Origin of the sequence: Bradyrhizobium campsiandrae (assembly GCF_014529705.1) — a bacterium.
Taxonomy (GTDB): domain Bacteria; phylum Pseudomonadota; class Alphaproteobacteria; order Rhizobiales; family Xanthobacteraceae; genus Bradyrhizobium; species Bradyrhizobium campsiandrae.
Window position 1 is genome coordinate 18,235 of record NZ_JAANIH010000022.1, and the last position, 22,392, is coordinate 40,626.

A 22,392-nucleotide genomic window follows, 5' to 3' on the forward strand; every position below is an offset into this window, starting at 1 on the left:
CTGTAGGGTGGGCAAAGGCGCATTTGCGCCGTGCCGACCATCCGCAAGTGGTGGGCACGCTTGCGCTTTGCCCACCCTACGAGACTTCTCCCACAAGGGGAGAAGGGAAGAACGGATCGCCGCTTTATCCCGGCCTTCGCCCATCCTTCTTCCGCTTCGTGAACCGCACGCTCTGCCCGTCGGGCATCCGTGTCGCCACGAACCCCGCGGCGAGGCAGGCCTCGCGTTGCGGCATCTGGATGTCGGGGCTGCGCAGGCTGTCCCACCATGAGGCACGGTTGGCCGCACGCGGCAGGGCCGCGCCGATGATCTCCTCGATCTGCTCAAAGCTCAGCACGAATTCCATCTGCTTCTGCCGCATCAAGTAATCGCGTAGCGCGTCGTAGTCGTTCACCGCCGTCCTCACCTCTTGTCCGCGGCCTGATCTGCCCGAAAGCGACACCGGCGGAAACCAAATCTTAACTCATTGCCGCAGCGCCGTCGCGATTTAAACACTATGCAAGCTTTCGGGCGCATCCACTGATATCGGGAGCAAGCGATGTCTGGATGGCGCGAAGTCACGGCCCGCCGGCCGTGGCGCATTTCGGCGAAGTTGCTGATCATCTCGTCCGTCGTGACGGTGATCGGCTTTTCCGCCATTTGCGTCAACGTCATGCTGGACATGCGCCGCGGCGAGGAGGCCCTCGCCCGTCAGACGCTGGAGAACCTCGCCACCTCCATCGACGCCGACATCAGCCGCAATATCGAGATCTACGATTTGTCGCTGAAGGCGGTCGCCAACAACATGCTGCTGCCCGAGATCGCCACGGTCTCGAAGCCGGTCCGTCAGCTCATCCTGTTCGACCACGCGACCACGGCGCGGCATTTCGGCGCCATCCAGGTGTTCGATGCCGACGGCAAGCTCACCATCGATGCCTCCACGCTCGACCCGCAGGCGGAGAGCCGCGCCGACGAGGACTATTTCCGGATCCACCGCGACAATCCCGACGTCGGCCTTTACATCAGCCGGCCGATGCTGTTCCGCGGCGCCTATTCGATCGTGCTGAGCCGGCGCATCAGCGATACCGACGGCGGCTTCCTGGGCGTGGTCGCGGGCTCGGTCCGCTTCAGCTATTTCCACGAGCTGTTCGAGCGGCTCAGCCTCGACCCCGAGGACACCATCACGGTGCTCAAGCGCGACCGCACCATCATGATGCGGCGGCCGTTCGACCTCGACATCATCGGCAAGAACCTCGGAACGCAGCAGCAGTGGAAGCCCGACAATCTCAGGGCCGGGGGATCCTACGCCGGAAAGGGACCGGTCGACGTCACGCCGCGGCTTTACGTGCGCAGCAGCGGCACGGGTCCGCTGTTCGTCGTGGCGGGCAAGCCGCTCGGTGCCGTGTTCGAACTCTGGCAGAAGGAAGCCTATCGCATCGGCGCGGTGGTGCTGGCGCTGATCGTGTTCGTGCTGGCATCGACGCTGGTGCTCGCCCGCGAGATCGGCCGCCGTGCCGACGCCGAAAGCAGGCTGGAGGAAATGGCGACGACGGACGCGCTGACCGGCTTGCGCAACCGCCGCAAGTTCGATTCCGTCATCGACATCGAATGGCGGCGCGCGATGCGTCAGAGGACGCAGATCGCGCTTCTGATGATCGATGCCGACCATTTCAAGGCCTATAACGACACGTTCGGTCACCAGGCCGGCGACGAGGTGCTGGTCGGCATCGCCATCTGCATCTCGGATTCGGTCCGGCGCGCCGGCGACTGCGCCGCGCGCTATGGCGGCGAGGAATTCGCCGTGCTGCTGCCGAACACCTCGGCCGCCGACGCCTACAAGGTCGCCGAGACGATCCGTGCCAAGGTGCAGGGCTGGTCCGGCGGCGCGACGGGATCGACCGTGTCCTGCGGCATCGCCAGCCTCGCGCCCACCGCCGGCATGGATTGGCCTATTCTGGTCGCCGCCGCTGACAAGGCGCTCTATGCCGCGAAAGCCGGCGGCCGCAACCAGTCGGTGGTCGCGAGCCTGCCGCAGCTGTCGCTGGTGGCGTGAGGCCTACTGCCCCAGATACTTCTTCATCTCCGCGATCAGGCCCTCGCGCAGCTCGGGCCGCCTCAGCGCATAGGCGATGTTGGCGCGGAGGAAGCCGGGCTTGGAGCCGCAATCGTGGCGCTCGCCCTCGAACTCGACGCCGTAGAACTTCTGCGATCTGGCAAGACCGATCATGGCGTCGGTGAGCTGGATCTCGCCACCGGCGCCGCGCTCCTGGGTCTGAAGGATCTTGAAGATCTCCGGCTGGAGAATGTAGCGGCCGGTGATCGAGAGGTTGGAGGGCGCAGTGCCCTTGGCCGGCTTCTCGACCATGCCGTCGACCTCGAACATCTTGCCGTTGCGTTTTCCGACGCCGCAGATGCCGTATTGATGGGTGAGATCGTCGGGAACGGGCTCGACCGCGATCAGATTGGATTTCTCGCCGAGCGCTGCAGCCATGTCGATCATCTGCTTCAGGCAGCCGGGCGTGTTGAGCACGAGCTCGTCGGGCAGCACCACCGCGAACGGCTCGTTGCCGACGATGTCGCGCGCACACCAGACCGCGTGACCGAGGCCGAGCGGCGCCTGCTGGCGGGTGAAGCTGACGGCACCGGCCTCCGGCTGGTACTGCGCCAGGATCTCCAGTTCGGCCTTCTTGCCGCGCTGGCTGAGCGTGGTGTCGAGTTCGAACATCCGGTCGAAATGATCTTCGATGACGTTTTTGTTGCGGCCGGTGACGAAGATGAAGTGCTCGATGCCGGCTTCCCGCGCTTCGTCATAGACGTACTGGATCAGCGGCTTGTCGACGATGGTGAGCATTTCCTTCGGCATCGCCTTGGTGGCGGGCAAGACGCGGGTGCCGAGGCCGGCGACGGGGAATACGGCTTTGCGGATTTTCATGTGATTGATCGAATACCTTGGGGGCACGTGAAAGGAGCAATGGCGTCTTGCTAGCCGTTTTGCAGCCGGTAACAAAGGCGGATGTTGGGCTCCGTTTCAGAGAATTTGCGAAAAAGGTGACCAGCAAAAATTCACCTTTGTTAAGATATTGGCAACCGTAACGAGGCCTCCTGATGGCGGATTTTCGGCCGGCGGGTGCGGATATGGGACGATTGGTGACAGCGGTAACTTCATCCTTGACCGGCGCAACAATGCTTGCGGCCTGCCTGCTGTTCCCTGCCTCGGCACAAGCCCAGGGACAACAAGGGCAAAACGGCCTGTCGAACTTGTTCGGCGGTATTTTCTCAGGCGCGAGCCCGGCGCCTTCGCAACCTGCACCCGGCCCCGGCGGCGCCCAACCGTGGTCGGGCGAGGATGGCGCTTCCGGCCATCCGCTGATGACGGCGGCTGCGATCCGCGAGGCGGCCGGCAATTTCGAGAATTGCGTAGCTGGCATGTGGCCTGATGCCGCACGGCGCGGCATCTCGCAGGACAATTTTCAGCGCTTCACCGCGGGCCTCACGCCCGATCTGCGCATCATGGATCTGATGGATTCGCAGCCCGAATTCACCAAATCGATCTGGGACTATCTCGACATCCTCGTGAACGACAACCGTCTTGCCAAGGGCAAGGAAGTCCTCGCCACCTACAAGGCGCAGTTCGACGCGACCGAAAAAGCCTATGGCGTCGATCGCTACATCGTCGCCGCGATCTGGGGCATCGAGTCCAACTATTCGACCCAGATGGGCGACCGCAGCGTGCTGCAATCGACCGCGACGCTCGCCTGCATCGGCCGCCGCCAGGCCTATTTCAGGGATGAGTTCCTCTCCGCGCTGGAGATCCTCAACCGCGGCGATCTCAGGCCGGAGCAGATGCGCGGCTCCTGGGCCGGCGCGTTCGGGCCGACGCAGTTCATGCCGACCGCGTTCAAGCGTTTTGCCGTGGACGGCGATGGCGACGGCAGGCGGGACGTCGTCGACAATCCCACCGACCTGATCGCCTCCACCGCCAACAATCTGAAAAAGGACGGCTGGCAGAGTGGCCAGACCTGGGGCTTTGAGGTCGTGGTGCCGCAGGGCTTCAACTACATGCTGGCCGACCGCGCCAAGATGATGACGATCGCGCAGTGGGAGAAGCTCGGGCTGAAGCGGGCGACGGGCCAGCCCTTCCCGCATCCGGCGGAAAAAGCCTATCTGCTCGCGCCGGCCGGCGCGCAGGGACCAGGCTTCCTGATGCTGCAGAACTTCCGGGTCATCATGAAATATAACCCGGCCGAGGCCTATGCCCTGGCGATCGGCCATTTCGCCGACCGGCTGCGCGGGGGGCAGCCCTTCGTGCAGCCCTGGCCACGGCAGGAGCGCGAATTGTCGCGGAGCGAGCGGCTCGAGCTCCAGCAGCTTCTGGCCCAGCGCGGCTTCTACAAGGGGACCCCGGACGGCCAATTCGGCGGCCAGACCCGGGACGCGCTGCGCAGCTTCCAGGCCTCGAGCGGGCTGCCAGCGGACGGATTTGCCACCTCCGACGTGCTGGACCGGCTGCGCGGGCGGTAAAAACGGCCCGAAACTAACCCTGAAGCCGGATTCCGGCCGATCGGCGGTGCATGGCCGAAGAATCTGCAAGAGAAATTGCCCGTTTGGCGCCCGATTCCGTTATTATACCGAGCCAACTCCAGACCCCGTTGCGCGCCCGAGATCGCATGTCGAAGCCAAAATCCTTGTTCAAGGCGCTGACCGAGACCGGCCCGCTGATCGCGCTGGGGACGGCGCTCGCGATCCTGGTCTTTGTCGCCGGGTCCGCCTCGGCGCAGGGGTTCTTCAACTTCCCCGGTTTCGGCGGCCCGCCGCAGCGCCAGGCTCCGCCACGGCAGGGCGGAGGCGGAGGCTGGTTCGGCGGCGATTTCTTCGCGCCATTCCAGCAACAGCAGCCGCAGGCCCCACGCCAGGATTTTTCGCGCGCGCCGGCGCCAGCCAAGCGCGACACCATACCCGACAAGAATGTGCTGGTGATCGGCGACGCCATGGCCGACTGGCTCGCCTATGGCCTCGAGGACGCCTACACCGAGCAGCCCGACATGGGCGTGATCCGCAAGCACAAGACGACGTCCGGCCTGATCAAGTACCAGCCGAAGGGAGAGCCTTCCGATTGGGCCGCGGCCGCGAAGGGTATTCTGGAGACCGAGAAGCCCGACGTCATCGTCGTCATGCTCGGCCTCAACGACCGCATCGCGATCCGCGAGCCGGTCACCGAGAAGCCGGCAGACAAGGATAAGGACAAAGACAAGAAGAACGACAAGGGCGCGCGCGCCAAGCCGCAAGGCAAGGGTGACGCCAAGCCCGACACGGCTGCCAAGCCGGACGACAAGCCCGTCGATACCGACCTGCCGCAGGACGACGCCGACAACGCCGATACACCGGCCGCCGCACCTGAGAAGACCGCACGCAACCCGAACGGCCTCTACGAATTCCGCGACGACCGCTGGGTCGAGCTCTACGGCAAGAAGATTGAGGAGCTCGCCGGCATCCTCAAAGCCAAAGGCGTGCCCGTGCTCTGGGTCGGGCTGCCCGCAATCCGCGGACAGAAGGGCACCGCGGACATGCTGTTCCTGGATTCGCTCTATCGCGAAGGCGCGGCCAAGGCCGGCATCACCTATGTCGATGTCTGGGACGGCTTTGTCGACGAAGCTGGCCGCTTCCTGCAGAAGGGCCCTGACTTCGAAGGCCAGATCCGCCAGCTGCGCAGCGGCGACGGCGTCTATTTCACCAAGCCCGGCGCGCGCAAGCTCGCCCATTATGTCGAGCGCGAGATCACGCGCCTGTTGGCGGGACGCTCCGGTCCGATCGCGCTGCCGAGCGAGCCGGCGACGCCGGATACCAGCGCCGAGCCCGGCAAGCCGGCGCCGCGGCCGCTGGCTGGCCCGATCGTGCCGCTGGTCGCGGCCTCGATCTCGACCGATCAATTGCTGGGTGGACCGGGCACGCGCCCGGCGGCCGTCGATGCGCTGGCAGCAAGGACGTTGGTGAAGGGTGAGCCACTCGCCGCGCCCGCGGGCCGTGCCGATGATTATTCCTGGCCGCGCCGCGAAGTCGGCCGCGAACAGGCCAAGGGCGATACGCCGGTTGCGGCGACGACGCCTGACGGTGGTGGTGCCGCTGCACCGGGCACGCCGGGCGTAGCCGCCGCGATCGCGCCGCCGAAGCTGGCGCCGAAGAAGCCCGCGCCACCGCAGCAGCCGGCGCAGGCCACACCGTCCATGCGAGACTTCTTCGGCTTCGGCGCGCCGCAGCCGGCGCCGCGTCAACTCGCGCCCGGGCCACGCAACCCGAATCCCAATCCCGCGATCCCGCGACCGCCTGGCAATGTCGGGCGTTCGGCTGAAGTGGTTCGGTAGTTGTTGTCATTCCGGGCGCGCCGCTTGGCGCGAACCCGGAAATCCATTCAACAGCATTGATAGTCGCACGATGGATTCCGGGCTCGCGCTTCGCGCGGCCCGGAATGACCGGTTAGCCGTAGTAGCGCCAGCGCGGCGGCGGGCGACGGACGGGGCGCGACATCAGGAGCGCGAGCGCGAAACCGATGCCGCCGGCAACCAGCAGCGCGCCAAGCGGATTGTCCTGCACCTTCTGGGCAATCGCCTGCGAACCGTCGCGCAGGGTTTCGGCCGGCTTGTCATACGCGTCCTTGGCGTAGCTCGTCGCCGTGTCCGCGGCGTCACGCACGGCATCCTTGGCTTGGCCGTACAAATTCTGCACGGTGCCTGCGGCTTCCCGCGCCTTGCCCGACGCCTGCGTCTTGGCATCACCTGCGATGTCTCCAACCGCGCCTTCCGCGCGCCCGGCGAATTCCTTGGCCGATCCGACAATCCGATCCGTATCCATGATGCTCCTCCTCGGGGGTCTGCCCAAGTAACCGATCAGGAGGGGCACAGTTCCCTCGGTTCGGATGCCCGTCTCAAAGAATAAGCCCACCATCGACGACGAGTGTCTGTCCAATGATGTACGACGACAGCGGCGAGGCCAGGAACAGAGCGGCGCCCGCCATGTCGGCCGGCGTGCCCAATCGCCGCAGCGGAATGCGCGCGAGCGCGCCTTCGAGCCGCTTGGGATTGTCGGTCGTCACCTTCGTCATCTTGGTGTCGACGAGGCCGGGCGCGATGCCGTTGACGCGGATGCCATCTTCCGCCCAGGCCTCGCCCAGCGTCCGGGTCAATCCGACCGCACCGGTCTTCGAGGCGTTGTAGGCGGGATTGCCCATGGTGGAATGATAGGCCGCGGTCGAGGACACCACGATCAACGCGCCCCTGGAATCCCGCAACATGGAATGAAATCGCGTCGCGCACGCCATCAGGCTCATCAGATTGACTTCGACCACCTTGCGAAAGCCGGTCATCTCGAACTCGCCGCGTCGATAGATCACCGCGCCTTGCGCGAGCACCAGGATGTCGAGCTTCTCGAACGACGGCTTGAATGTTTCGATGGCGCTCGTCTTGCTGACGTCGAGCTGCGCGTAGGCCAGACCCGTGAGATCGGAGCCCTCCTCCGCCTGGTAGTCCGCTGCACGGGCGCGCGTGCCGCACACCGCAACGCTAGCGCCTCTCGTGCGAAAGGCTTGCGCGATGCCGTTGCCGATACCGCTGGAACCACCGACGACCAGCACCTGCCTGCTAGAGAAATCGAGCTCGTTCGCCATCGCGGCCTCCCCTTTTGTTTTGCTTGTTTGACCTGTCTGCAGATCGATGCCAGCCTTGTCCATCTCATCACAAGAAACAAGAGACACGAGGAAACGCCATGCCCGAATTCAAAGAGCTCAGCCGCTCCGTGAAGGGCCTCACCGTTCTCATCACCGGCGCGGCAAGCGGCATGGGGCGCGCCACCGCGCGCGTGTTCGCAGCCGAGGGCGCCAGCGTCGCGGTCACGGACCATGACGGGCAAGGCGCGCAGGCAGTCGCGAAAGAGATTGTGGCGAACGGCGGCGCAGCGAAGGCATGGCAGCTCGACGTCGCCGATGGCGGTGAAATCAAGCGGGCGGTCAATGATGTCGCGGTACAATTCGGCGGGCTCGACGTGGTCGTCAACAATGCCGGCATCTCCGTGCGGGTTGCGATCGACGATGAGGCCTACGAGGACGCCTGGGCCCGGGGCATCGCCGTGATGCTGACGGCGCATCCGCGCATCATCCGCGCCGCGCTGCCGCACTTGCGCAAGTCGAGGAGCCCGCGCATCGTCAACATTGCCTCCACCGAGGCGCTCGGTGCCACCGCGTTGCACAGCCCGTACTCCGCCGCGAAGGGCGGCGTCGCGAGCCTGACGCGTTCGCTCGCCGTCGAGCTCGGCCGCGAGGGCATCACCGTCAACTGCATCTGCCCGGGCCCGATCCGCACCGCCATCACCGAGCGCATCTCGGAGGAGCACAAGACCATCTACGCCAAGCGCCGCACTGCACTCGGCCGCTACGGCGACCCTGAAGAGGTCGCGCATATGACGCTGAGCCTGTGCTTGCCGGCGGCATCCTTCCTCACCGGCGCGGTGATCCCGGTCGATGGCGGGCTGATGGCGCGGAACGCGTAAGAGCCATGCAGGCGAAGCGTTGACAACCATCCATGCGGGAGTAGCTTTTTCATCGACAGAGCGGGACCAACCGCTCGCAATCCGCGGGAGAGAATGCCATGACGATCGCCATCCGGCAGCTTCAGAAGCATTTTGTCGGCGAGGTCTCCGGCCTCGACCTGCGAACGCCTCTCACGCCGGATCAGGCCCGCGACATCGAGTCCGCGATGGACAAATATGCGGTGCTCGTCTTCCATGATCAGGACATCACCGACGAGCAGCAGATGGCCTTTGCGCTGAATTTCGGTCAGCGCGAGGACGCGCGCGGCGGCACGGTCACCAAGGAAAAGGATTACCGGCTGCAGTCCGGCCTCAACGACGTCTCCAATCTCGGCAAGGACGGCAAGCCGCTCGCCAAGGACAGCCGCACTCATCTGTTCAACCTCGGCAACTGCCTCTGGCACTCCGACAGCTCGTTCCGGCCGATCCCGGCAAAATTCTCGCTGCTGTCGGCCCGCGTGGTGAACCCGAAGGGCGGCAACACCGAGTTTGCCGACATGCGCGCGGCCTATGATACGCTCGACGACGAGACCAAGGCGGAAATCGAGGACCTCGTCTGCGAGCACTCGCTGATGTATTCGCGGGGATCGCTCGGCTTCACAGAATATACCGACGAAGAAAAGCAGATGTTCAAGCCGGTGCTGCAGCGGCTGGTGCGCACCCATCCCGTGCATCGTCGCAAGTCGCTGTACCTGTCATCGCATGCCGGCAAGATCGTCGGTATGAGCATGCCGGAAGGACGGCTCTTGCTGCGGGACCTGAACGAGCACGCGACCCAGGCCGAGTTCGTCTACGTCCACAAATGGAAGCTGCATGATCTCGTGATGTGGGACAACCGCCAGACCATGCACCGCGTCCGCCGCTACGACCAGTCCCAGCCCCGCGATATGCGAAGAGCGACGGTGGCGGGGACCGAGCCGACGGTGCAGCAGCAGGCGGCCGAGTAGGTCCTGCTCACACTACCGTCGTCCCGGACAAGCGCCCTTAGGCGCGCGCCGATCCGGGACGACGGCGGTGAGTGACGCGCGACAGCACCAGCTACGCGTGCCCGGCCTCGTTCGACAGCATGCCGGGATCGATGCCGATCTTGCGCAGCGCGCGGCCGTATTTCTCGTCGACGTCGTCGCCGAAGATCAGATCGGCATCCGCGTCGCAATGCAGCCAGCCATTGCTCTGAATCTCGGTCTCGAGCTGGCCCGGGGCCCATCCGGCATAACCAAGCGCGAGAATGGCGTGTTTGGGACCGGAACCGTTCGCGATCGCGCGCAGGATGTCGACGGTGGCGGTGAGGCAGACACCGTCGTCGATCCGCAACGTCGCGTTCTCGATGTAGAAATCGCTGGAATGCAGCACGAAACCGCGCCCGGTGTCGACCGGACCGCCGCGCAGCACCTTCATGCTTTCGGCATTCTCGGGCAGCTTGATGTGCTCGCCCTTTTTGACGATGCCGAGCTGCTCCAGCAGCTCCGGAAAATCGATGCTGCCGGCCGGGTGGTTGACGATGATGCCCATCGCGCCCTCGGCCGAATGCGCGCAGAGATAGATCACCGAGCGCTCGAAGCGTTCATCGCCCATCACCGGCATGGCTATCAGGAGCCGGCCGTCGAGATAGCCGGCCGAATTGGGGAGCGCAGGGCCCGCTCTGCGGGTGCTTTCGCCCGTTCTCTTGCCTGTGGGAGCCATCGGTGAAGCACTCCGGTTTCCATTCCTATCCTGATGTCGGGCCGCGCGGCTGTCAAATCAAGGCTTGCAGAGATCTGATTCGAGTGCACCCATCACAAGCAATTCAATGGTTTGCCCCGGGGAGACCCTGTTAAAGACGTGTCATGCTGACAAGAGTTCCCCTGCATGCGGCGATTGGCGTCGCGACAACCCTGCTTGCGTCGTCGTTGGCGACGGTCGTTCATGCCGACGATGCCTCGCCGTGGCAGCGCGACGGACATTCCGCGGTGCGCCTGCTGGCGGGATCGCGCAGCGGTGCGGTGCTACTCGGCGGTATCGCCGTCCAGCTCCAGCCCGGCTGGAAGACCTATTGGCGCACGCCGGGTGATTCCGGCGTTCCGCCGCGGTTCGACTTCTCCAAGTCGGACAATGTCGAAGCGGTGACCGTGATGTGGCCGGCGCCGCAGAAATTCGACGACGGCGCCGGCGGCCATTCGATCGGCTATCACGACCAGATCGTGCTGCCCTTGCGTATCGTCGCCAAGGCCGCCGACAAGCCGGTGACGCTGCGCGCCGAGATCAACTACGCGGTCTGCGAAAAGCTCTGCATTCCCGTCGAGGCCAATCTCGAGCTCGGCTTCAACAACGTGGCCTCTACCGAAGACGGCAATTTGCGCGCGGCCCTCGACACCGTGCCGAAGCCCGCCAATGTCGGCGACCCCAATGCGCTGACCATCCGGGACGTCAAGCGCGATGGGCCCAAGAACGTGGTGGTCGATGTCGTTGCGCCCGAGAACAGCAAGGTCAATCTGTTCGTGGAAGGGCCGACGCCGGAGTGGTCGTTGCCGATTCCCGATGCGGTCGAACACAGCCCGCCCGGGGTCAAGCGTTTCTCGTTCGAGCTCGACGGATTGCCGCCGGGCGCCAAGCCGGATGGTGCTGCGCTGAAATTCACACTGGTCGGGCCGGAGAAATCGTACGAGTTCAATACGAATCTCGAGTGAGCCGAGAGCTGGCGCTCCACGCTCAGCTGTCGTCCCCCACCCAACCGAATCTTAACGAATGGTTGCTATCCCGGACACGCCGCAACATGCGGGGCGCCTGGGGATCTCGATTTGGCCGTGATGGATGCAGAACCCGCAACGACCGGATCGGCCGGGCTGATTGCGCGGCTGCGCGCCAGGCTGACCGGCGGCTCGAGCGAAGCATCGCTGACACGGCGGCTCGCCGGCACCATCTTCATCATCCGCGTCATCAGCGCGGGCCTCGCCTATTTTTCGCAGGTGCTGTTGGCGCGCTGGATGGGCACGTCCGACTACGGCATCTATGTCTATGTCTGGACCTGGGTGCTGCTGCTCGGCAGCATGATGGACTTCGGCATCTCGTCCTCCGCGCAGAAGATCATTCCGGAATATCGTACCAACGGTAACCACGCCTTGCTGCGCGGTTTTCTTTCCGGCAGCCGCTGGCTCACCTTTGCCGTCTCCGCGCTGGTGTCGCTGGCTCTCGCCGGCATCGTCAAACTGCTGTCACCGTGGATCGACCCGGCCGAACAGCTGCCGCTCTATATCGGCTGCATGACGCTGCCAGCCTTCGTCGTCGCCAACACCCAGGACGGCATTGCCCGCTCGCACGACTGGATGCAGCTCGGCCTGATGCCGCAATTCATCATTCGCCAGGCGCTGATCATCGGCATCACGGCTGCAGCCTTCCTGCTGGGCTACCATCTCGGCGCGGTCGCGGCGATGGTGGCGAGCGCAGCTGCGGTGTGGATCGCCATGACCGGGCAGATGGTGGTGCTGAACCGCAAGCTCGCCAATCATATCGCGCAAGGCCCCAAGGCTTACGATTTCGGCGGCTGGCTCGCGGTGTCGCTGCCCATCCTGCTGGTCGAAAGCTTCTACCTGCTCTTGTCCTACACCGACGTGCTGGTGCTGCAGCAATTCCGTCCCTCCGACGAGGTCGGCGTTTATTTCGCCGTCGTGAAGACGCTGGCGCTGGTGTCGTTCATCCACTACGCGATGTCGGCGACGACGGCGCATCGCTTTGCCGAATACAATGCCAGCGGCGACAAGGCGCGGCTGTCGGCCTATGTCGCGCACGCCATCGCCTGGACGTTCTGGCCGTCTCTCGCTGCGACCATCGTGCTGCTCGCGCTCGGCAAGCCGCTGCTGTGGCTGTTCGGACCGCAATTCGTCGTCGGCTACGACATCATGTTCGTCGCCGCCATTGGCCTCGTGGTGCGTGCCGCGATCGGGCCGGTCGAGCGGCTGCTCAACATGCTCGGCGAACAGAAGATCTGCGCGCTGGCCTATGCGCTCGCCTTCGTCATGAACGTCGTGCTCTGCATCGCGCTGGTGCCGCGCTTCGGCGGCCACGGCGCCGCCGCCGCGACCTCGATCTCGCTCACCTTCGAAACGGTGCTGCTGTTCTGGATCGTGCGGCAGCGCCTGGGGTTGCACGTGCTGGCGTTCGGGAAAAGCGATCTCAGATCGTAGCACAAAGCTACAATTCGTAGGGTGGGCAAAGCGAAGCGTGCCCACCACATTTTTCGATTGGAGACAGATCGTGGGCACGGCGCTCTTGCGCCTTTGCCCACCCTACGGCACCGAGGATTACTCCGCGGTCCAGCCGCCGTCGATCGAGAGATTCGTGCCGGTGATCTGCGCGGCATCGTCGCTGCACAGGAACAGCGCGAGGGCCGCGACCTGCTCGGACGTCACGAACTCCTTGGTCGGCTGGGCGTCGAGCAGCACGTCGTTGATGACCTGCTCGCGCGTGAGGTTGCGGGCCTTCATGGTATCGGGGATCTGCTTCTCGACCAGCGGCGTCCAAACATAGCCGGGGCTGATGCAGTTGCAGGTGATCTTGTGGGTCGCAACCTCCAGCGCCACGGTCTTGGTCAGGCCGGCGATGCCGTGCTTGGCCGACACGTAAGCCGATTTGAAGGGCGAGGCGACCAGCGAATGCGCCGAGGCCGTGTTGATGATGCGGCCCCAGCCCTTCTTCTTCATGCCGGGTACCGCGGCGCGGATGCCGTGGAAGGCCGAGGACAGGTTGATCGCGATGATCTGGTCCCACTTCTCGACCGGGAATTCCTCGATCGGCGAGACAAACTGGATGCCGGCATTGTTGACGAGGATGTCGACCGAACCGAAGGTCTTCTCGCCGAGCGCGATCATGCCGGCGATCTCGGCCGGCTTGGTCATGTCGGCGGGCGAATAGATCGCCTTCACGCCGAAATCGGACTCGATCTTTGCGCGCTCCTTCTCGATGTCTTCGGGAGAGCCGAAGCCGTTGATGACGACGTTGGCGCCGGCGCCGGCGAAGGCACGCGCGTAGGCGAGCCCGATGCCGCTGGTCGAGCCTGTTACGACGGCGTTCTTGCCTGACAGAGTACCCATGTTATTCGCTCCTTTTTGGCCGGGGCGCGGTGACGTCCCCGGTGAGATCGTAGGTCACCATGGTCTCGCCGGACTGCGGCTTCTCCAGCCAATCCTTGTGGCGCATCGACAGGTGCACGTCGCGCACGCCGGCTTCCCAATGCTCGACCATGGCGACATGCGAGAAATCGTAGTCCTTGGACGAGGATTCGTAGTTCTTGCTGCGGTAGATCAGGTGCACCACGGTGACCGTGCTCTCACGAGATGCCTTGGCAAGGAATTCGACGGAAGGGTCATTCTTGAGATAATCGGGCAATTTGGCAATCAGGTCCCGCACCGCCCGGCGGGCGTTGTGGATCTGCTTGTTCTTGTCGGTGTTCATTCGCGTGCGGCTAGAGAAGCGGATGTCCTTCTCGCGCTCGGTGGCCTCGAGCAGCGAATTTGGCAAATCGCCGCGGGCGGAAAACAAATCGACCTGGAAGATCAGCATGTCGCGATCGACTTCGGCATCGAGCACATAGTCAAGCGGCGTGTTGGAGGCGATGCCGCCGTCCCAATAATGCTCGCCATCGATGATGACGGACGGAAAGCCCGGCGGCAGCGCGCCCGATGCCATGATGTGCTCGGGGCCGATTTTCTTGCCGAGCTTCTTGAACTCGTAATTGTCGAAATATTTGAAATTGCCCGAGGTAACGCCGACCGCACCGACGGAGAAGCGCGTCTTGAGATCGTTGATGCGGTCGAAATCGACCAGCCGCTCCAGCGTTTTCTTCAGCGGAGAAGTGTCGTAATAGCTTTCGGCCTCGGGATGGCCCGGCGGCCACATCGGCGCGGGCGGCACGCGCGGGACGAAGAAGCCAGGGACGCCGAAGGTCGCGATCAGCGCCGCGCTGGTGGAGTTGAAGAGCTCGCGGCTGTGATCGCTCTTGCCGATGGGCTTCCACGGCACCGGCGCGGAGACCATCTCCCAGAACTCTTTCAGCCGCTTGACGCGGGTGTGGCCCTCGTTACCGGCGATGATGGCGGCGTTGACTGCGCCGATCGAGATGCCGGCGACCCATTCGGGCTCAAAGCCGTAGCCGCACAGCGCCTGAAACGCGCCGGCCTGATAGGAGCCGAGCGCACCACCGCCCTGCAGGACCAGGACGCGTTGCGCATTCGCAGGGATATTGGCGATTTCCGGGCTATGATCGGTCATGCGGGGAACAGTAGCAAAAGAGGGGCCACCGTGGCGACAGTTCACCGCGGCGTCAATGCGTCCCCGGATCAAGACTGGCTTATCGGGACTCCGTCGAGGCCAGGATCATGGTCCAGAACACCTTGTACTTGGTGCCAGGAGCATAGCTCGCCGCGATGCCCAATTTTGTGACACCGCTCTTGAGCATGTTGGCGCGGTGCGGAGGCGAGTCGCGCCAGCCGGAAAACGCTTCCGCCAGCGTGTGATAGCCGGCCGAGATGTTCTCGACCGCCACGGTCGCGGGATAGCCGCCGGCACTGAGCCGCTTGCCCAGGGGGGCGCGGACGTCATGGTCCATCTTGTTGGCGGCGGCCATGGCATTGGACTGGGATTCGGCGAGCCGCATCAGTTCAGGGTCGATCTCGACGGCGCCGAGGCCGTTGTTCTGGCGGTACTGCGAGATCATGATCGCGGCGGCTGGCGCATCGAGCTTGGCGCCCGGGACCGACATATCGGCATACATCGACGGCTGCTGGACCGGCGCTTCGTTGCCGGCGCAGCCGGCGAGAAGCAAAGTGAGAAGGATCGCGGCCGCAGCGCGCATGTTCAGGGGCCCCCAAATGAGGGGCCGTTGTTGCATACCAACCGTGGCTGAAAGGTGAATTTTGAGGAAAATCGTAGCTGGCATTCCGGCGCGATGCGAAGCATCGAACCCGGAATCTCACGCTACAATCTCGGGATTCCGGGTTCGCGCTGGCGCGCGCCCCGGAATGACGGTGCCTAGCCCGCAAATATGCGGAAGCGGCGGGGCGCGAGGCCGACGGTATCGCCAGCACGCAGTTCCCGGTCACGCGGCGCGTCGATCTCGATGGTCTGGCCGCCTGACAATGCCACCTCGGCCCGCTGCACCGGGCCGAAATTGCGGACGTGCTGCACGGCGCCCTCGAAGGCGCCGGAGCCCGGCGGGCCCACCAGCATGTCGTGTCGCCGCACGAACAGTTTTGACGCGCCAGACGCCAAGCCCTCTGCCTTGAGCGCAAGCGGCCGGTCGCCGAGCCTGACGACATCGCCCTCGACGTGGACCGGCAGCTCGATGGATTCGCCGATGAAGCCGTGGACGAAAGCGGTCGCCGGCGTCTCGTAGACATCATCGGGCGAGCCGATCTGCTCGATCCTGCCCTTGTCCATGACGACGACCCGATTGGCGACTTCCAGCGCCTCCTCCTGGTCATGGGTGACGAAGATCGAGGTCACGTTGATCTCGTGATGCAGCGAGCGCAGCCATTTGCGCAGCTCTTTCCGCACTTTCGCATCGAGCGCACCGAACGGCTCGTCGAGCAGGAGGATGCGTGGCTCGATCGCAAGCGCACGCGCCAGCGCGATGCGCTGGCGCTGGCCGCCGGAGAGCTGGCTCGGGTAGCGGTCGGCGAGCCAGTCGAGCTGAACGAGATCGAGCAGCTCCTTGACCCGGGCGCGGATCGTCGCTTCGTCCTTGCGGACCGCGCGCGGCTGCACGCGAAGTCCAAAGGCGACGTTCTCGAACACGCTCATGTGGCGGAACAACGCGTAGTGCTGGAATACGAAGCCGACATGGCGCTCGCGCGCGCCCTGTGCCAGCGCATCCTCGCCGTTGAAGGACACCTCGCCAGAGTCGGGCCAGTCGAGCCCGGCGATGATGCGCAGCAAGGTGGTCTTGCCGGAGCCGGAGGGACCGAGCAGTGCCAGTAGTTCGCCATCGTCGACCTTGAGATCGACACCGTCCAGCGCCTTGAAGCTGCCGAACTTCTTGACGAGATTTTTGACTTCAATGGTCATTGACGTCCTGTCCTTCGTCGAGATGACGTTCGAGAATGGTCTTCGCGATCAGCGTGATCAGCGCCAGCATTGCGAGCAGCGAGGCAATCGCGAACGCCGCGACGAACTGGTATTCGTTGTAGAGGATCTCGACCAGCAGCGGCATGGTGTTGGTCTCGCCGCGGATGTGGCCCGACACCACCGACACTGCACCAAACTCGCCCATCGCGCGCGCATTGCAGAGCAGGACGCCGTAGAGCACGCCCCATTTGATGTTGGGCAGCGTGACGCGGAAGAAGGTCTGCAAGCCGGACGCGCCGAGCGAGGTCGCGGCTTCTTCCTCCTGCGTGCCCTGTTCCTGCATCAAGGGGATCAGCGCGCGCGCCACGAAGGGGAACGTCACGAAGGTGGTCGCGAGCGCAATGCCGGGCACCGCGAACAGGATCTGAATGTCGTGATCCCTGAGCCAACCGCCGAAATAGCCCTGCGCGCCGAACAGCAGGACGAAAACAAGGCCCGAGATGACAGGGCTGACCGAGAACGGCAGATCGATCAGCGTGATCAGGAAGGTCTTGCCGGGAAATTCGAACTTTGCAACCGCCCAGGCGGCGACCAGGCCGAAGACCAGATTGAGGCTGACCGAGATCGCGGCGACGACCAGCGTCAGCTTGATCGCCGCCAGCGCCTCCGGCTCGGCCAGTGCGGCGAAATAAGCCAGAATGCCCTTGGAGAGGGCTTGCGCGAACACCACGACCAGCGGCAGCACCACAAAGACGGAGAGGAACGCGATCGCCAGCGTGATGATGACGAGGCGCACCGCCCTGGGCTCGGTGCGGAGATTGTTGCGCGCGGCGGCCGCATGCGCGCGTGACTTCGCGTCGGGCGAGGACAGCGAAACGTTATCGGCGATCTGCATCGTCATCGCATTCCGCCCTAGTGCATCGGAATCCGGTCCTGCGCCCAGCGCTGCAACCGGTTCACCGCGAAGATGATAACGAAGGAGACGACGAGCATGACCACCGCGATGGCGGTCGCATCGGCGTAGCGGAATTCAGAGAGGCGGATCACGATCAAGAGCGGCGCGATCTCGGAGACGTTCGGCAGGTTGCCCGCGATGAATATGATGGAGCCGTATTCGCCGACCGCGCGGGCGAAGGCGAGCGCAAGCCCAGTGAGCAGCGCCGGCGCCAGCGACGGCAGGATCACGCGGACGATGGTCTGCCAGCGGCTGGCGCCAAGACTGCCCGCGGCCTCCTCGATCTCGGGGTCAAGATCCTGCAGCACCGGCTGCACCGTGCGCACCACGAAGGGGATGCCGATGAAGATCATGGCGACGAAAATGCCGACGGGCGTGAACGCCACCTTGATGCCGAGCGCAGCAAGCGGCGCGCCGAGCCAGCCTTTCTCGGCAAACAGCGAACTCAGCGCGACGCCGGCGACGGCCGTCGGCAATGCGAACGGCACGTCGACGATGGCATCGAAGATTCGCCGGCCGGGAAAACGATAACGCACCAGCGCCCAGACGATGATGCTGCCCATCACGAGATTGACGCAGGCCGCTGCGAAGGCAAGGCCGAACGACACCCGCAAGGCATTCAAGGTTCTCCGGCTGGAGAGGATGGCCCAGAACTGCTCGGGGCTCAGCTCGAGCGACTTCAGGAACAGCCCGGCGAGCGGAATCAGGATGATGACGGACAGCCAGGTCAGCGTCAGTCCCATCGTGAGACCGAAGCCCGGCAATGTCCGGCGTCGTAAAGCGATTGCGCTCACCAGGCCCCCTGCGAAAACCCCTTCGACAGCGCCTGATCAGTTCTTGTAGATCTGATCAAAGACGCCGCCGTCGGCGAAATGCTCTTTCTGCGCCTTGGTCCAACCACCAAAAACGTCGTCGATGGTGAATAGTTCGACCTTGGCGAAGGAATTTTCATACTTTTTGGCGATCTCTGCGTCGCGCGGACGATAGAAGTTTCGCGCGGCGATCTCCTGACCCTCCTTCGTATACCAGAACTGGAGATAGGCCTCGGCAACGCTGCGGGTCCCCTTCTTCTCGACGACCTTGTCGACCACCGCGACCGGCGGCTCTGCCAGGATGGATTGGCGCGGCGCGACGATCTCGAACTTCTCCGGGCCGAATTCCTTCAGGGCGAGGTAAGCTTCGTTCTCCCACGCGAGCAGCACGTCGCCGACGCCACGCTCGACGAAAGTAACGGTCGAACCACGTGCGCCGGTGTCGAGCACCGGCACTTGCTGGTAAAGCTTGGCGATGAAATCCTTGGCCTTGTCGGCCGAACCGAACTTCTTCTCGGCGTAACCCCAGGCCGCGAGATAATTCCAGCGCGCGCCTCCAGACGTCTTCGGGTTCGGCGTGATGACGGCGACGCCCGGCTTGATCAGGTCATCCCAGTCCTTGATGCCCTTCGGATTGCCCTTGCGCACCAGGAACACGATGGTCGAAGTGTAGGGCGAGGAATTCTGCGGGAGCCGCTTCTGCCAATCCGCGGCAGTCAATCCCTTGGCCGCAATCGCGTCGATGTCGTACGCGAGCGCGAGGGTCACGACATCCGCCGGCAGGCCATCGATGACGCTCCGCGAGGACGCGCCCGAGCCGTTATGCGACTGCTTGATCTCCACGCTCTTGCCGGTTTCCTTCTGATAGGCGGTCGCGAACGCCTTGTTGAAGTCGACATAAAGCTCGCGCGTCGGATCGTACGACACGTTCAACAGATTGATATCAGCAGCGAGAGCCGCGCTTGCCACGAGTCCCGACGCGAGAAGCCCTGCAGCGAGCGGAACGATACGGCGCATCATGTCCATCTCCATTCATTTCGACGACGCCAATATCGCCGAAGGTATGCAGGCGAAACTCGTGGCGAAACACTCTCAAGTCAACGGAACCGGATTCTCTTGTTCGCAAACCCGCAGCGCGACCGTGCTACGAAGTCTTCGTCGTGTGGATGCCGCATTCTGTCTTGGCGCGGCCGCGCCAGCGACCGGCGCGCTCATCCTCGCCCTCGGCCGTTCTGCTCGTGCAAGGCATACACCCGACCGAACGAAAACCCGATGCAGCAAGCGGATGACGCGGCAATTTAGCGCGGACGAAGATCGCTTCGAGCTCCTCACGCGAGACATTGGCAAACGGGTTGAACTTCAACCGCACGCCATCGTCCTCGACGACAGGAATGTCGGCGCGCGTATTGCCCTGGAAACGTTTGCGGCCGTTGAGCCAGGCCGAGAACGGCTTGAGCGCACGCGCGAGCGGCTCGACTTTGCGGATACGGCAGCAGGCGTCGGGATCGGAGAACCAGAGGTCGCGATCCGGATCGTCGCGCGACAGCGTCTCCTCGGCCGGCTTGATCGAGCGGACGTCTTTCAAGCCAAGCGTTGAAATCAAGGTGTCGCGATAGGCCAGCGTTTCTTCGAACAGCCAGCCGGTGTCGAGGAAGATCACGGGGATCGCCGGATCGACGTCCGCCATGACCTTGAGCAGGGTGGCCGATTCCGTCCCGAAGGACGACACCAGCGCGAGCTTTTCGCGGCCAACCGCCTTCAGCGCGACCGAGATGACCTCCGCGGGAGACGCGTCGCGCAAGGCGCGATCGAGCTCCTCCGCCGAAGGCAGCACGGATGCAGACGTCGAGGAGACCCGGGGCGCGATGGCGTTCACGTACCAACACCCTCCGAATGACGCAGCTGCATGCGTCGATGCAAAGCCGTGATGCGGCCATCGCCGGTCGGCTGATAGAACACCGAATAGCGCTTTGCGGTCTGCATGAAGGCTTCCGCGTCGGCCTGCTTCTTGACCTCGAAGGAATCGAAGCCGGCGCGCAGCATAAACACGAACTGATCGCGCAGGACCTGGCCGGTCGCGCGCACTTCGCCGCGATAATTGTGACGCTCGCGCAGCAGCCGCGCCTGGCTGTAGGCGCGCCCGTCCCGGAAGGTCGGGAACACCAGCGCCACGGCGGCGACCTTGCCGAGATACGGCACGAGCTCGTCGATGTCGCGGTTGTTCGGCCAGATCACGCCGACCTTGTCGGCACGCTTGAGCAGCGCGTCGGCCTCGCCGATGAAACGCTCGGCCGGCACCAGGATGTCGCCGCTCTCGGGCAGCGGCGTGTCGACGGCAAGCTTGACGAAGCTGTCGTCGACGATTTTTCCGCCGTTAACGAGTGGCATAGACGCGCTCCTTGAAGGGTTCCACGCCGAGGCGCTTCACGGTGTCCATGAACAGCTCTTCGGGCCGCTCGCGCAACGCGAGATAGGCTTCCACGACGTCCTCGATGACGTCGGCGACTTCGTCGAACTTGACGCCGGGACCAATCAGGGTGCCAAGCGCGGCGTTCTCGTCGGCGCGGCCGCCGATGGTGATCTGATAGACCTCCTCGCCGTTCTTCTCGACGCCGAGAATGCCGATATGACCGACATGGTGATGGCCGCAGGCATTGATGCAGCCGGAGATGTTGATGTGGAGACGGCCGATCAGGCTCGCCAGCTCGTGATTGGCGAAGCGCCGCGTCAGCTCCTGCGCGATCGGAATCGAGCGCGCGTTCGCCAGCGAGCAATAGTCGAGACCCGGGCAGGCGATGATGTCGGTGATCAGATTGACGTTCGGCGTCGCGAGGCCAAGCTTGTCGAGCGCCTTCCACAGCGCCGGCAGATCGCGCTTGGCGACATGCGGCAGCGCCAGGTTCTGCTCGTGGCCGACGCGGATCTCGCCGAAGGAATAGACGTCGGCGAGATCGGCCAGCGCATCCATCTGCTCGGCCGTGGCATCGCCCGGAGGCTTGCCGATCGGCTTCAGCGAGATGGTGACGATGGAATAGCCCTGAACCTTGTGCGGAGCCACCGAGTTCTTACGCCATGCCTCGAAGTCGGGGTCAGCCGCGGCCTGGCGCAACTCGTCCGGCATGTGAGGCAGCTTCTCGTAAGCCGGATAAGTGAAGCGCGAGCGGATATCCTCGATCACCTCGTCGTCGATCTGGAGCGAGGAGTTGCGGATATGCTGCCACTCCTCCTCGACCTCGCGCGAGAACTTCTCGATGCCGAGCTCGTGCACCAGGATCTTGATGCGCGCCTTGTAGATGTTGTCGCGGCGGCCGTACTGGTTGTAGACGCGCAGGATCGCCTCGATATAGCTGAGAATATCGCGGCCATGCACGAAGTGCTTGATCGTCTTGGCGATGAACGGCGTACGGCCGAGCCCGCCGCCGACCAGCACCTCAAAACCGGTCTCGCCCTTTTCGTTCTTGATCAGCTTGAGCCCGATATCATGGATCTTGATCGCGGCACGGTCGTGATCGGACGCGGTGATCGCGATCTTGAACTTGCGCGGCAGGAAAGAGAATTCCGGATGCAGCGTGGTGTGCTGGCGGATCAGCTCCGACCAGATGCGCGGATCCTCGATCTCGCCCGGCGCGACGCCGGCCCACTGGTCCGAGGTGACGTTGCGCATGTTGTTGCCGGAGGTCTGCATCGCGTGGATGCCGACCTTGGCGAGATCTTCCAGAGCGTCCGGCAACTCGGCGAGCTTGATCCAGTTGAACTGGATGTTCTGCCGCGTCGTGAAATGGCCGTAGCCGCGGTCGTATTTGCGCGCGACATGGGCGAGCGCCCGCAACTGGTTCGTCGCCAGCGTCCCGTAGGGAATCGCGACGCGGAACATGTAGGCGTGCAATTGCAGATAGACGCCATTCTGCAGGCGCAGGATCTTGAACTCGTCCTCGGTGAGCTCGCCGGACAAGCGGCGCTTCACTTGATCACGGAACTCCGAGACGCGCTCGTTGACGAGCGTGCGGTCGATTTCGTCGTAAGCGTACATAAGCG

At 64.1% G+C, this 22,392-nt stretch carries 22 protein-coding genes; 7 read left to right on the plus strand and 15 right to left on the minus strand.

Annotated features, from left to right (window positions below; all coding sequences use genetic code 11):
- Positions 1-124: 124 nt before the first annotated feature.
- Positions 125-394 (minus strand): DUF7662 domain-containing protein, encoded by a 270-nt coding sequence (locus G8O24_RS17900; RefSeq protein WP_188101501.1) that lies wholly within the window; start codon positions 392-394, stop codon positions 125-127.
- Between the two features lie 144 nt (positions 395-538).
- Between G8O24_RS17900 and G8O24_RS17905 the strand changes: the two genes are divergently transcribed.
- Complete coding sequence (locus G8O24_RS17905) at positions 539-2,032, plus strand: sensor domain-containing diguanylate cyclase (RefSeq protein WP_188101503.1); 1,494 nt, start codon at positions 539-541, stop codon at positions 2,030-2,032.
- A gap of 3 nt (positions 2,033-2,035) precedes the next feature.
- Here the strand turns inward: G8O24_RS17905 and galU are convergent, their stop codons facing one another.
- Complete coding sequence (gene galU, locus G8O24_RS17910; RefSeq protein WP_188101505.1) at positions 2,036-2,911, minus strand: UTP--glucose-1-phosphate uridylyltransferase GalU; 876 nt, start codon at positions 2,909-2,911, stop codon at positions 2,036-2,038.
- Between the two features lie 203 nt (positions 2,912-3,114).
- Here galU and G8O24_RS17915 point away from each other — a divergent pair, with 203 nt between their 5' ends.
- Both G8O24_RS17915 and G8O24_RS17920 read left to right on the plus strand, forming a co-directional pair.
- Positions 3,115-4,500 carry a lytic murein transglycosylase gene (locus tag G8O24_RS17915; protein ID WP_188101670.1) on the plus strand — a complete coding sequence of 462 codons (1,386 nt, stop codon included), beginning with the start codon at positions 3,115-3,117 and terminating at the stop codon, positions 4,498-4,500.
- Between the two features lie 146 nt (positions 4,501-4,646).
- Positions 4,647-6,338 carry an SGNH/GDSL hydrolase family protein gene (locus tag G8O24_RS17920; protein ID WP_188101507.1) on the plus strand — a complete coding sequence of 564 codons (1,692 nt, stop codon included), beginning with the start codon at positions 4,647-4,649 and terminating at the stop codon, positions 6,336-6,338.
- 112 nt (positions 6,339-6,450) lie between these two features.
- Here G8O24_RS17920 and G8O24_RS17925 read toward each other — a convergent pair whose 3' ends face one another.
- Both G8O24_RS17925 and G8O24_RS17930 read right to left on the minus strand, forming a co-directional pair.
- Complete coding sequence (locus tag G8O24_RS17925; RefSeq protein ID WP_188101509.1) at positions 6,451-6,825, minus strand: CsbD family protein; 375 nt, start codon at positions 6,823-6,825, stop codon at positions 6,451-6,453.
- A 73-nt stretch (positions 6,826-6,898) separates the two neighbouring features.
- Complete coding sequence (locus G8O24_RS17930; RefSeq protein ID WP_188101511.1) at positions 6,899-7,636, minus strand: SDR family NAD(P)-dependent oxidoreductase; 738 nt, start codon at positions 7,634-7,636, stop codon at positions 6,899-6,901.
- A gap of 98 nt (positions 7,637-7,734) precedes the next feature.
- Between G8O24_RS17930 and G8O24_RS17935 the strand changes: the two genes are divergently transcribed.
- A complete protein-coding gene (locus G8O24_RS17935; protein WP_188101513.1) occupies positions 7,735-8,514 on the plus strand; it encodes an SDR family NAD(P)-dependent oxidoreductase in 780 nt (259 codons plus the stop codon).
- Between the two features lie 98 nt (positions 8,515-8,612).
- Complete coding sequence (locus G8O24_RS17940) at positions 8,613-9,500, plus strand: TauD/TfdA dioxygenase family protein (RefSeq protein WP_188101515.1); 888 nt, start codon at positions 8,613-8,615, stop codon at positions 9,498-9,500.
- A 91-nt stretch (positions 9,501-9,591) separates the two neighbouring features.
- Here G8O24_RS17940 and G8O24_RS17945 read toward each other — a convergent pair whose 3' ends face one another.
- The gene (locus G8O24_RS17945) at positions 9,592-10,236 is read right to left on the minus strand and encodes a YqgE/AlgH family protein (protein ID WP_188101517.1); all 645 of its coding nucleotides are present in this window, start codon (positions 10,234-10,236) and stop codon (positions 9,592-9,594) included.
- Positions 10,237-10,379: 143 nt separating this feature from the next.
- Here G8O24_RS17945 and G8O24_RS17950 point away from each other — a divergent pair, with 143 nt between their 5' ends.
- Entirely contained in the window at positions 10,380-11,219 is an 840-nt protein-coding gene (locus G8O24_RS17950; RefSeq protein ID WP_188101519.1) for a protein-disulfide reductase DsbD domain-containing protein, read from the plus strand.
- Positions 11,220-11,330: 111 nt separating this feature from the next.
- Positions 11,331-12,713 (plus strand): oligosaccharide flippase family protein, encoded by a 1,383-nt coding sequence (locus G8O24_RS17955; RefSeq protein ID WP_376708083.1) that lies wholly within the window; start codon positions 11,331-11,333, stop codon positions 12,711-12,713.
- A gap of 117 nt (positions 12,714-12,830) precedes the next feature.
- On the opposite strand, the gene G8O24_RS17960 is transcribed toward G8O24_RS17955, so the two are convergent.
- From G8O24_RS17960 to G8O24_RS18005, 10 genes are all read right to left on the minus strand, one after another.
- Positions 12,831-13,619 carry a 3-hydroxybutyrate dehydrogenase gene (locus G8O24_RS17960; RefSeq protein WP_188101523.1) on the minus strand — a complete coding sequence of 263 codons (789 nt, stop codon included), beginning with the start codon at positions 13,617-13,619 and terminating at the stop codon, positions 12,831-12,833.
- A gap of 1 nt (position 13,620) precedes the next feature.
- Positions 13,621-14,796 carry a DUF3734 domain-containing protein gene (locus tag G8O24_RS17965; protein ID WP_188101525.1) on the minus strand — a complete coding sequence of 392 codons (1,176 nt, stop codon included), beginning with the start codon at positions 14,794-14,796 and terminating at the stop codon, positions 13,621-13,623.
- Between the two features lie 79 nt (positions 14,797-14,875).
- Positions 14,876-15,379, minus strand: a complete 504-nt coding sequence (locus tag G8O24_RS17970) for a CAP domain-containing protein (RefSeq protein ID WP_188101526.1) — start codon at positions 15,377-15,379, stop codon at positions 14,876-14,878.
- 176 nt (positions 15,380-15,555) lie between these two features.
- A complete protein-coding gene (locus G8O24_RS17975) occupies positions 15,556-16,590 on the minus strand; it encodes a sulfate/molybdate ABC transporter ATP-binding protein (RefSeq protein WP_188101529.1) in 1,035 nt (344 codons plus the stop codon).
- Positions 16,580-17,491, minus strand: coding sequence for a sulfate ABC transporter permease subunit CysW (cysW, locus tag G8O24_RS17980; RefSeq protein WP_188101531.1), 912 nt, complete (start codon positions 17,489-17,491; stop codon positions 16,580-16,582). Before cysW ends, G8O24_RS17975 begins: the two co-directional genes overlap by 11 nt.
- 11 nt (positions 17,492-17,502) lie before the next feature.
- Positions 17,503-18,339: a sulfate ABC transporter permease subunit CysT gene (cysT, locus tag G8O24_RS17985; RefSeq protein WP_188101533.1), complete on the minus strand. Its 837-nt coding sequence runs from the start codon at positions 18,337-18,339 to the stop codon at positions 17,503-17,505.
- 36 nt (positions 18,340-18,375) lie between these two features.
- Positions 18,376-19,389: a sulfate ABC transporter substrate-binding protein gene (locus G8O24_RS17990; RefSeq protein WP_188101535.1), complete on the minus strand. Its 1,014-nt coding sequence runs from the start codon at positions 19,387-19,389 to the stop codon at positions 18,376-18,378.
- 112 nt (positions 19,390-19,501) lie between these two features.
- The gene (locus tag G8O24_RS17995) at positions 19,502-20,233 is read right to left on the minus strand and encodes a phosphoadenylyl-sulfate reductase (protein WP_188101536.1); all 732 of its coding nucleotides are present in this window, start codon (positions 20,231-20,233) and stop codon (positions 19,502-19,504) included.
- Positions 20,230-20,745, minus strand: a complete 516-nt coding sequence (locus tag G8O24_RS18000; protein WP_188101539.1) for a DUF934 domain-containing protein — start codon at positions 20,743-20,745, stop codon at positions 20,230-20,232. Before G8O24_RS18000 ends, G8O24_RS17995 begins: the two co-directional genes overlap by 4 nt.
- Entirely contained in the window at positions 20,732-22,387 is a 1,656-nt protein-coding gene (locus G8O24_RS18005) for a nitrite/sulfite reductase (protein ID WP_188101540.1), read from the minus strand. The genes G8O24_RS18000 and G8O24_RS18005 overlap by 14 nt, the downstream gene beginning before the upstream one ends.
- Between the last annotated feature and the right edge of the window lie 5 nt (positions 22,388-22,392).

What these genes read in the sequence shown, in the direction of transcription:
- G8O24_RS17905 (WP_188101503.1), top strand. Translation starts at nt 539, where the DNA reads ATGTCTGGATGGCGCGAAGTCACGGCCCGCCGGCCGTGGCGCATTTCG.
- galU (WP_188101505.1), bottom strand. Translation starts at nt 2,911, where the DNA reads ATGAAAATCCGCAAAGCCGTATTCCCCGTCGCCGGCCTCGGCACCCGC.
- G8O24_RS17915 (WP_188101670.1), top strand. Translation starts at nt 3,115, where the DNA reads ATGGGACGATTGGTGACAGCGGTAACTTCATCCTTGACCGGCGCAACA.
- G8O24_RS17920 (WP_188101507.1), top strand. Translation starts at nt 4,647, where the DNA reads ATGTCGAAGCCAAAATCCTTGTTCAAGGCGCTGACCGAGACCGGCCCG.
- G8O24_RS17925 (WP_188101509.1), bottom strand. Translation starts at nt 6,825, where the DNA reads ATGGATACGGATCGGATTGTCGGATCGGCCAAGGAATTCGCCGGGCGC.
- G8O24_RS17930 (WP_188101511.1), bottom strand. Translation starts at nt 7,636, where the DNA reads ATGGCGAACGAGCTCGATTTCTCTAGCAGGCAGGTGCTGGTCGTCGGT.
- G8O24_RS17935 (WP_188101513.1), top strand. Translation starts at nt 7,735, where the DNA reads ATGCCCGAATTCAAAGAGCTCAGCCGCTCCGTGAAGGGCCTCACCGTT.
- G8O24_RS17940 (WP_188101515.1), top strand. Translation starts at nt 8,613, where the DNA reads ATGACGATCGCCATCCGGCAGCTTCAGAAGCATTTTGTCGGCGAGGTC.
- G8O24_RS17945 (WP_188101517.1), bottom strand. Translation starts at nt 10,236, where the DNA reads ATGGCTCCCACAGGCAAGAGAACGGGCGAAAGCACCCGCAGAGCGGGC.
- G8O24_RS17950 (WP_188101519.1), top strand. Translation starts at nt 10,380, where the DNA reads ATGCTGACAAGAGTTCCCCTGCATGCGGCGATTGGCGTCGCGACAACC.
- G8O24_RS17960 (WP_188101523.1), bottom strand. Translation starts at nt 13,619, where the DNA reads ATGGGTACTCTGTCAGGCAAGAACGCCGTCGTAACAGGCTCGACCAGC.
- G8O24_RS17965 (WP_188101525.1), bottom strand. Translation starts at nt 14,796, where the DNA reads ATGACCGATCATAGCCCGGAAATCGCCAATATCCCTGCGAATGCGCAA.
- G8O24_RS17970 (WP_188101526.1), bottom strand. Translation starts at nt 15,379, where the DNA reads ATGCGCGCTGCGGCCGCGATCCTTCTCACTTTGCTTCTCGCCGGCTGC.
- G8O24_RS17975 (WP_188101529.1), bottom strand. Translation starts at nt 16,590, where the DNA reads ATGACCATTGAAGTCAAAAATCTCGTCAAGAAGTTCGGCAGCTTCAAG.
- cysW (WP_188101531.1), bottom strand. Translation starts at nt 17,491, where the DNA reads ATGACGATGCAGATCGCCGATAACGTTTCGCTGTCCTCGCCCGACGCG.
- G8O24_RS17990 (WP_188101535.1), bottom strand. Translation starts at nt 19,389, where the DNA reads ATGGAGATGGACATGATGCGCCGTATCGTTCCGCTCGCTGCAGGGCTT.
- G8O24_RS18000 (WP_188101539.1), bottom strand. Translation starts at nt 20,745, where the DNA reads ATGCCACTCGTTAACGGCGGAAAAATCGTCGACGACAGCTTCGTCAAG.
- G8O24_RS18005 (WP_188101540.1), bottom strand. Translation starts at nt 22,387, where the DNA reads ATGTACGCTTACGACGAAATCGACCGCACGCTCGTCAACGAGCGCGTC.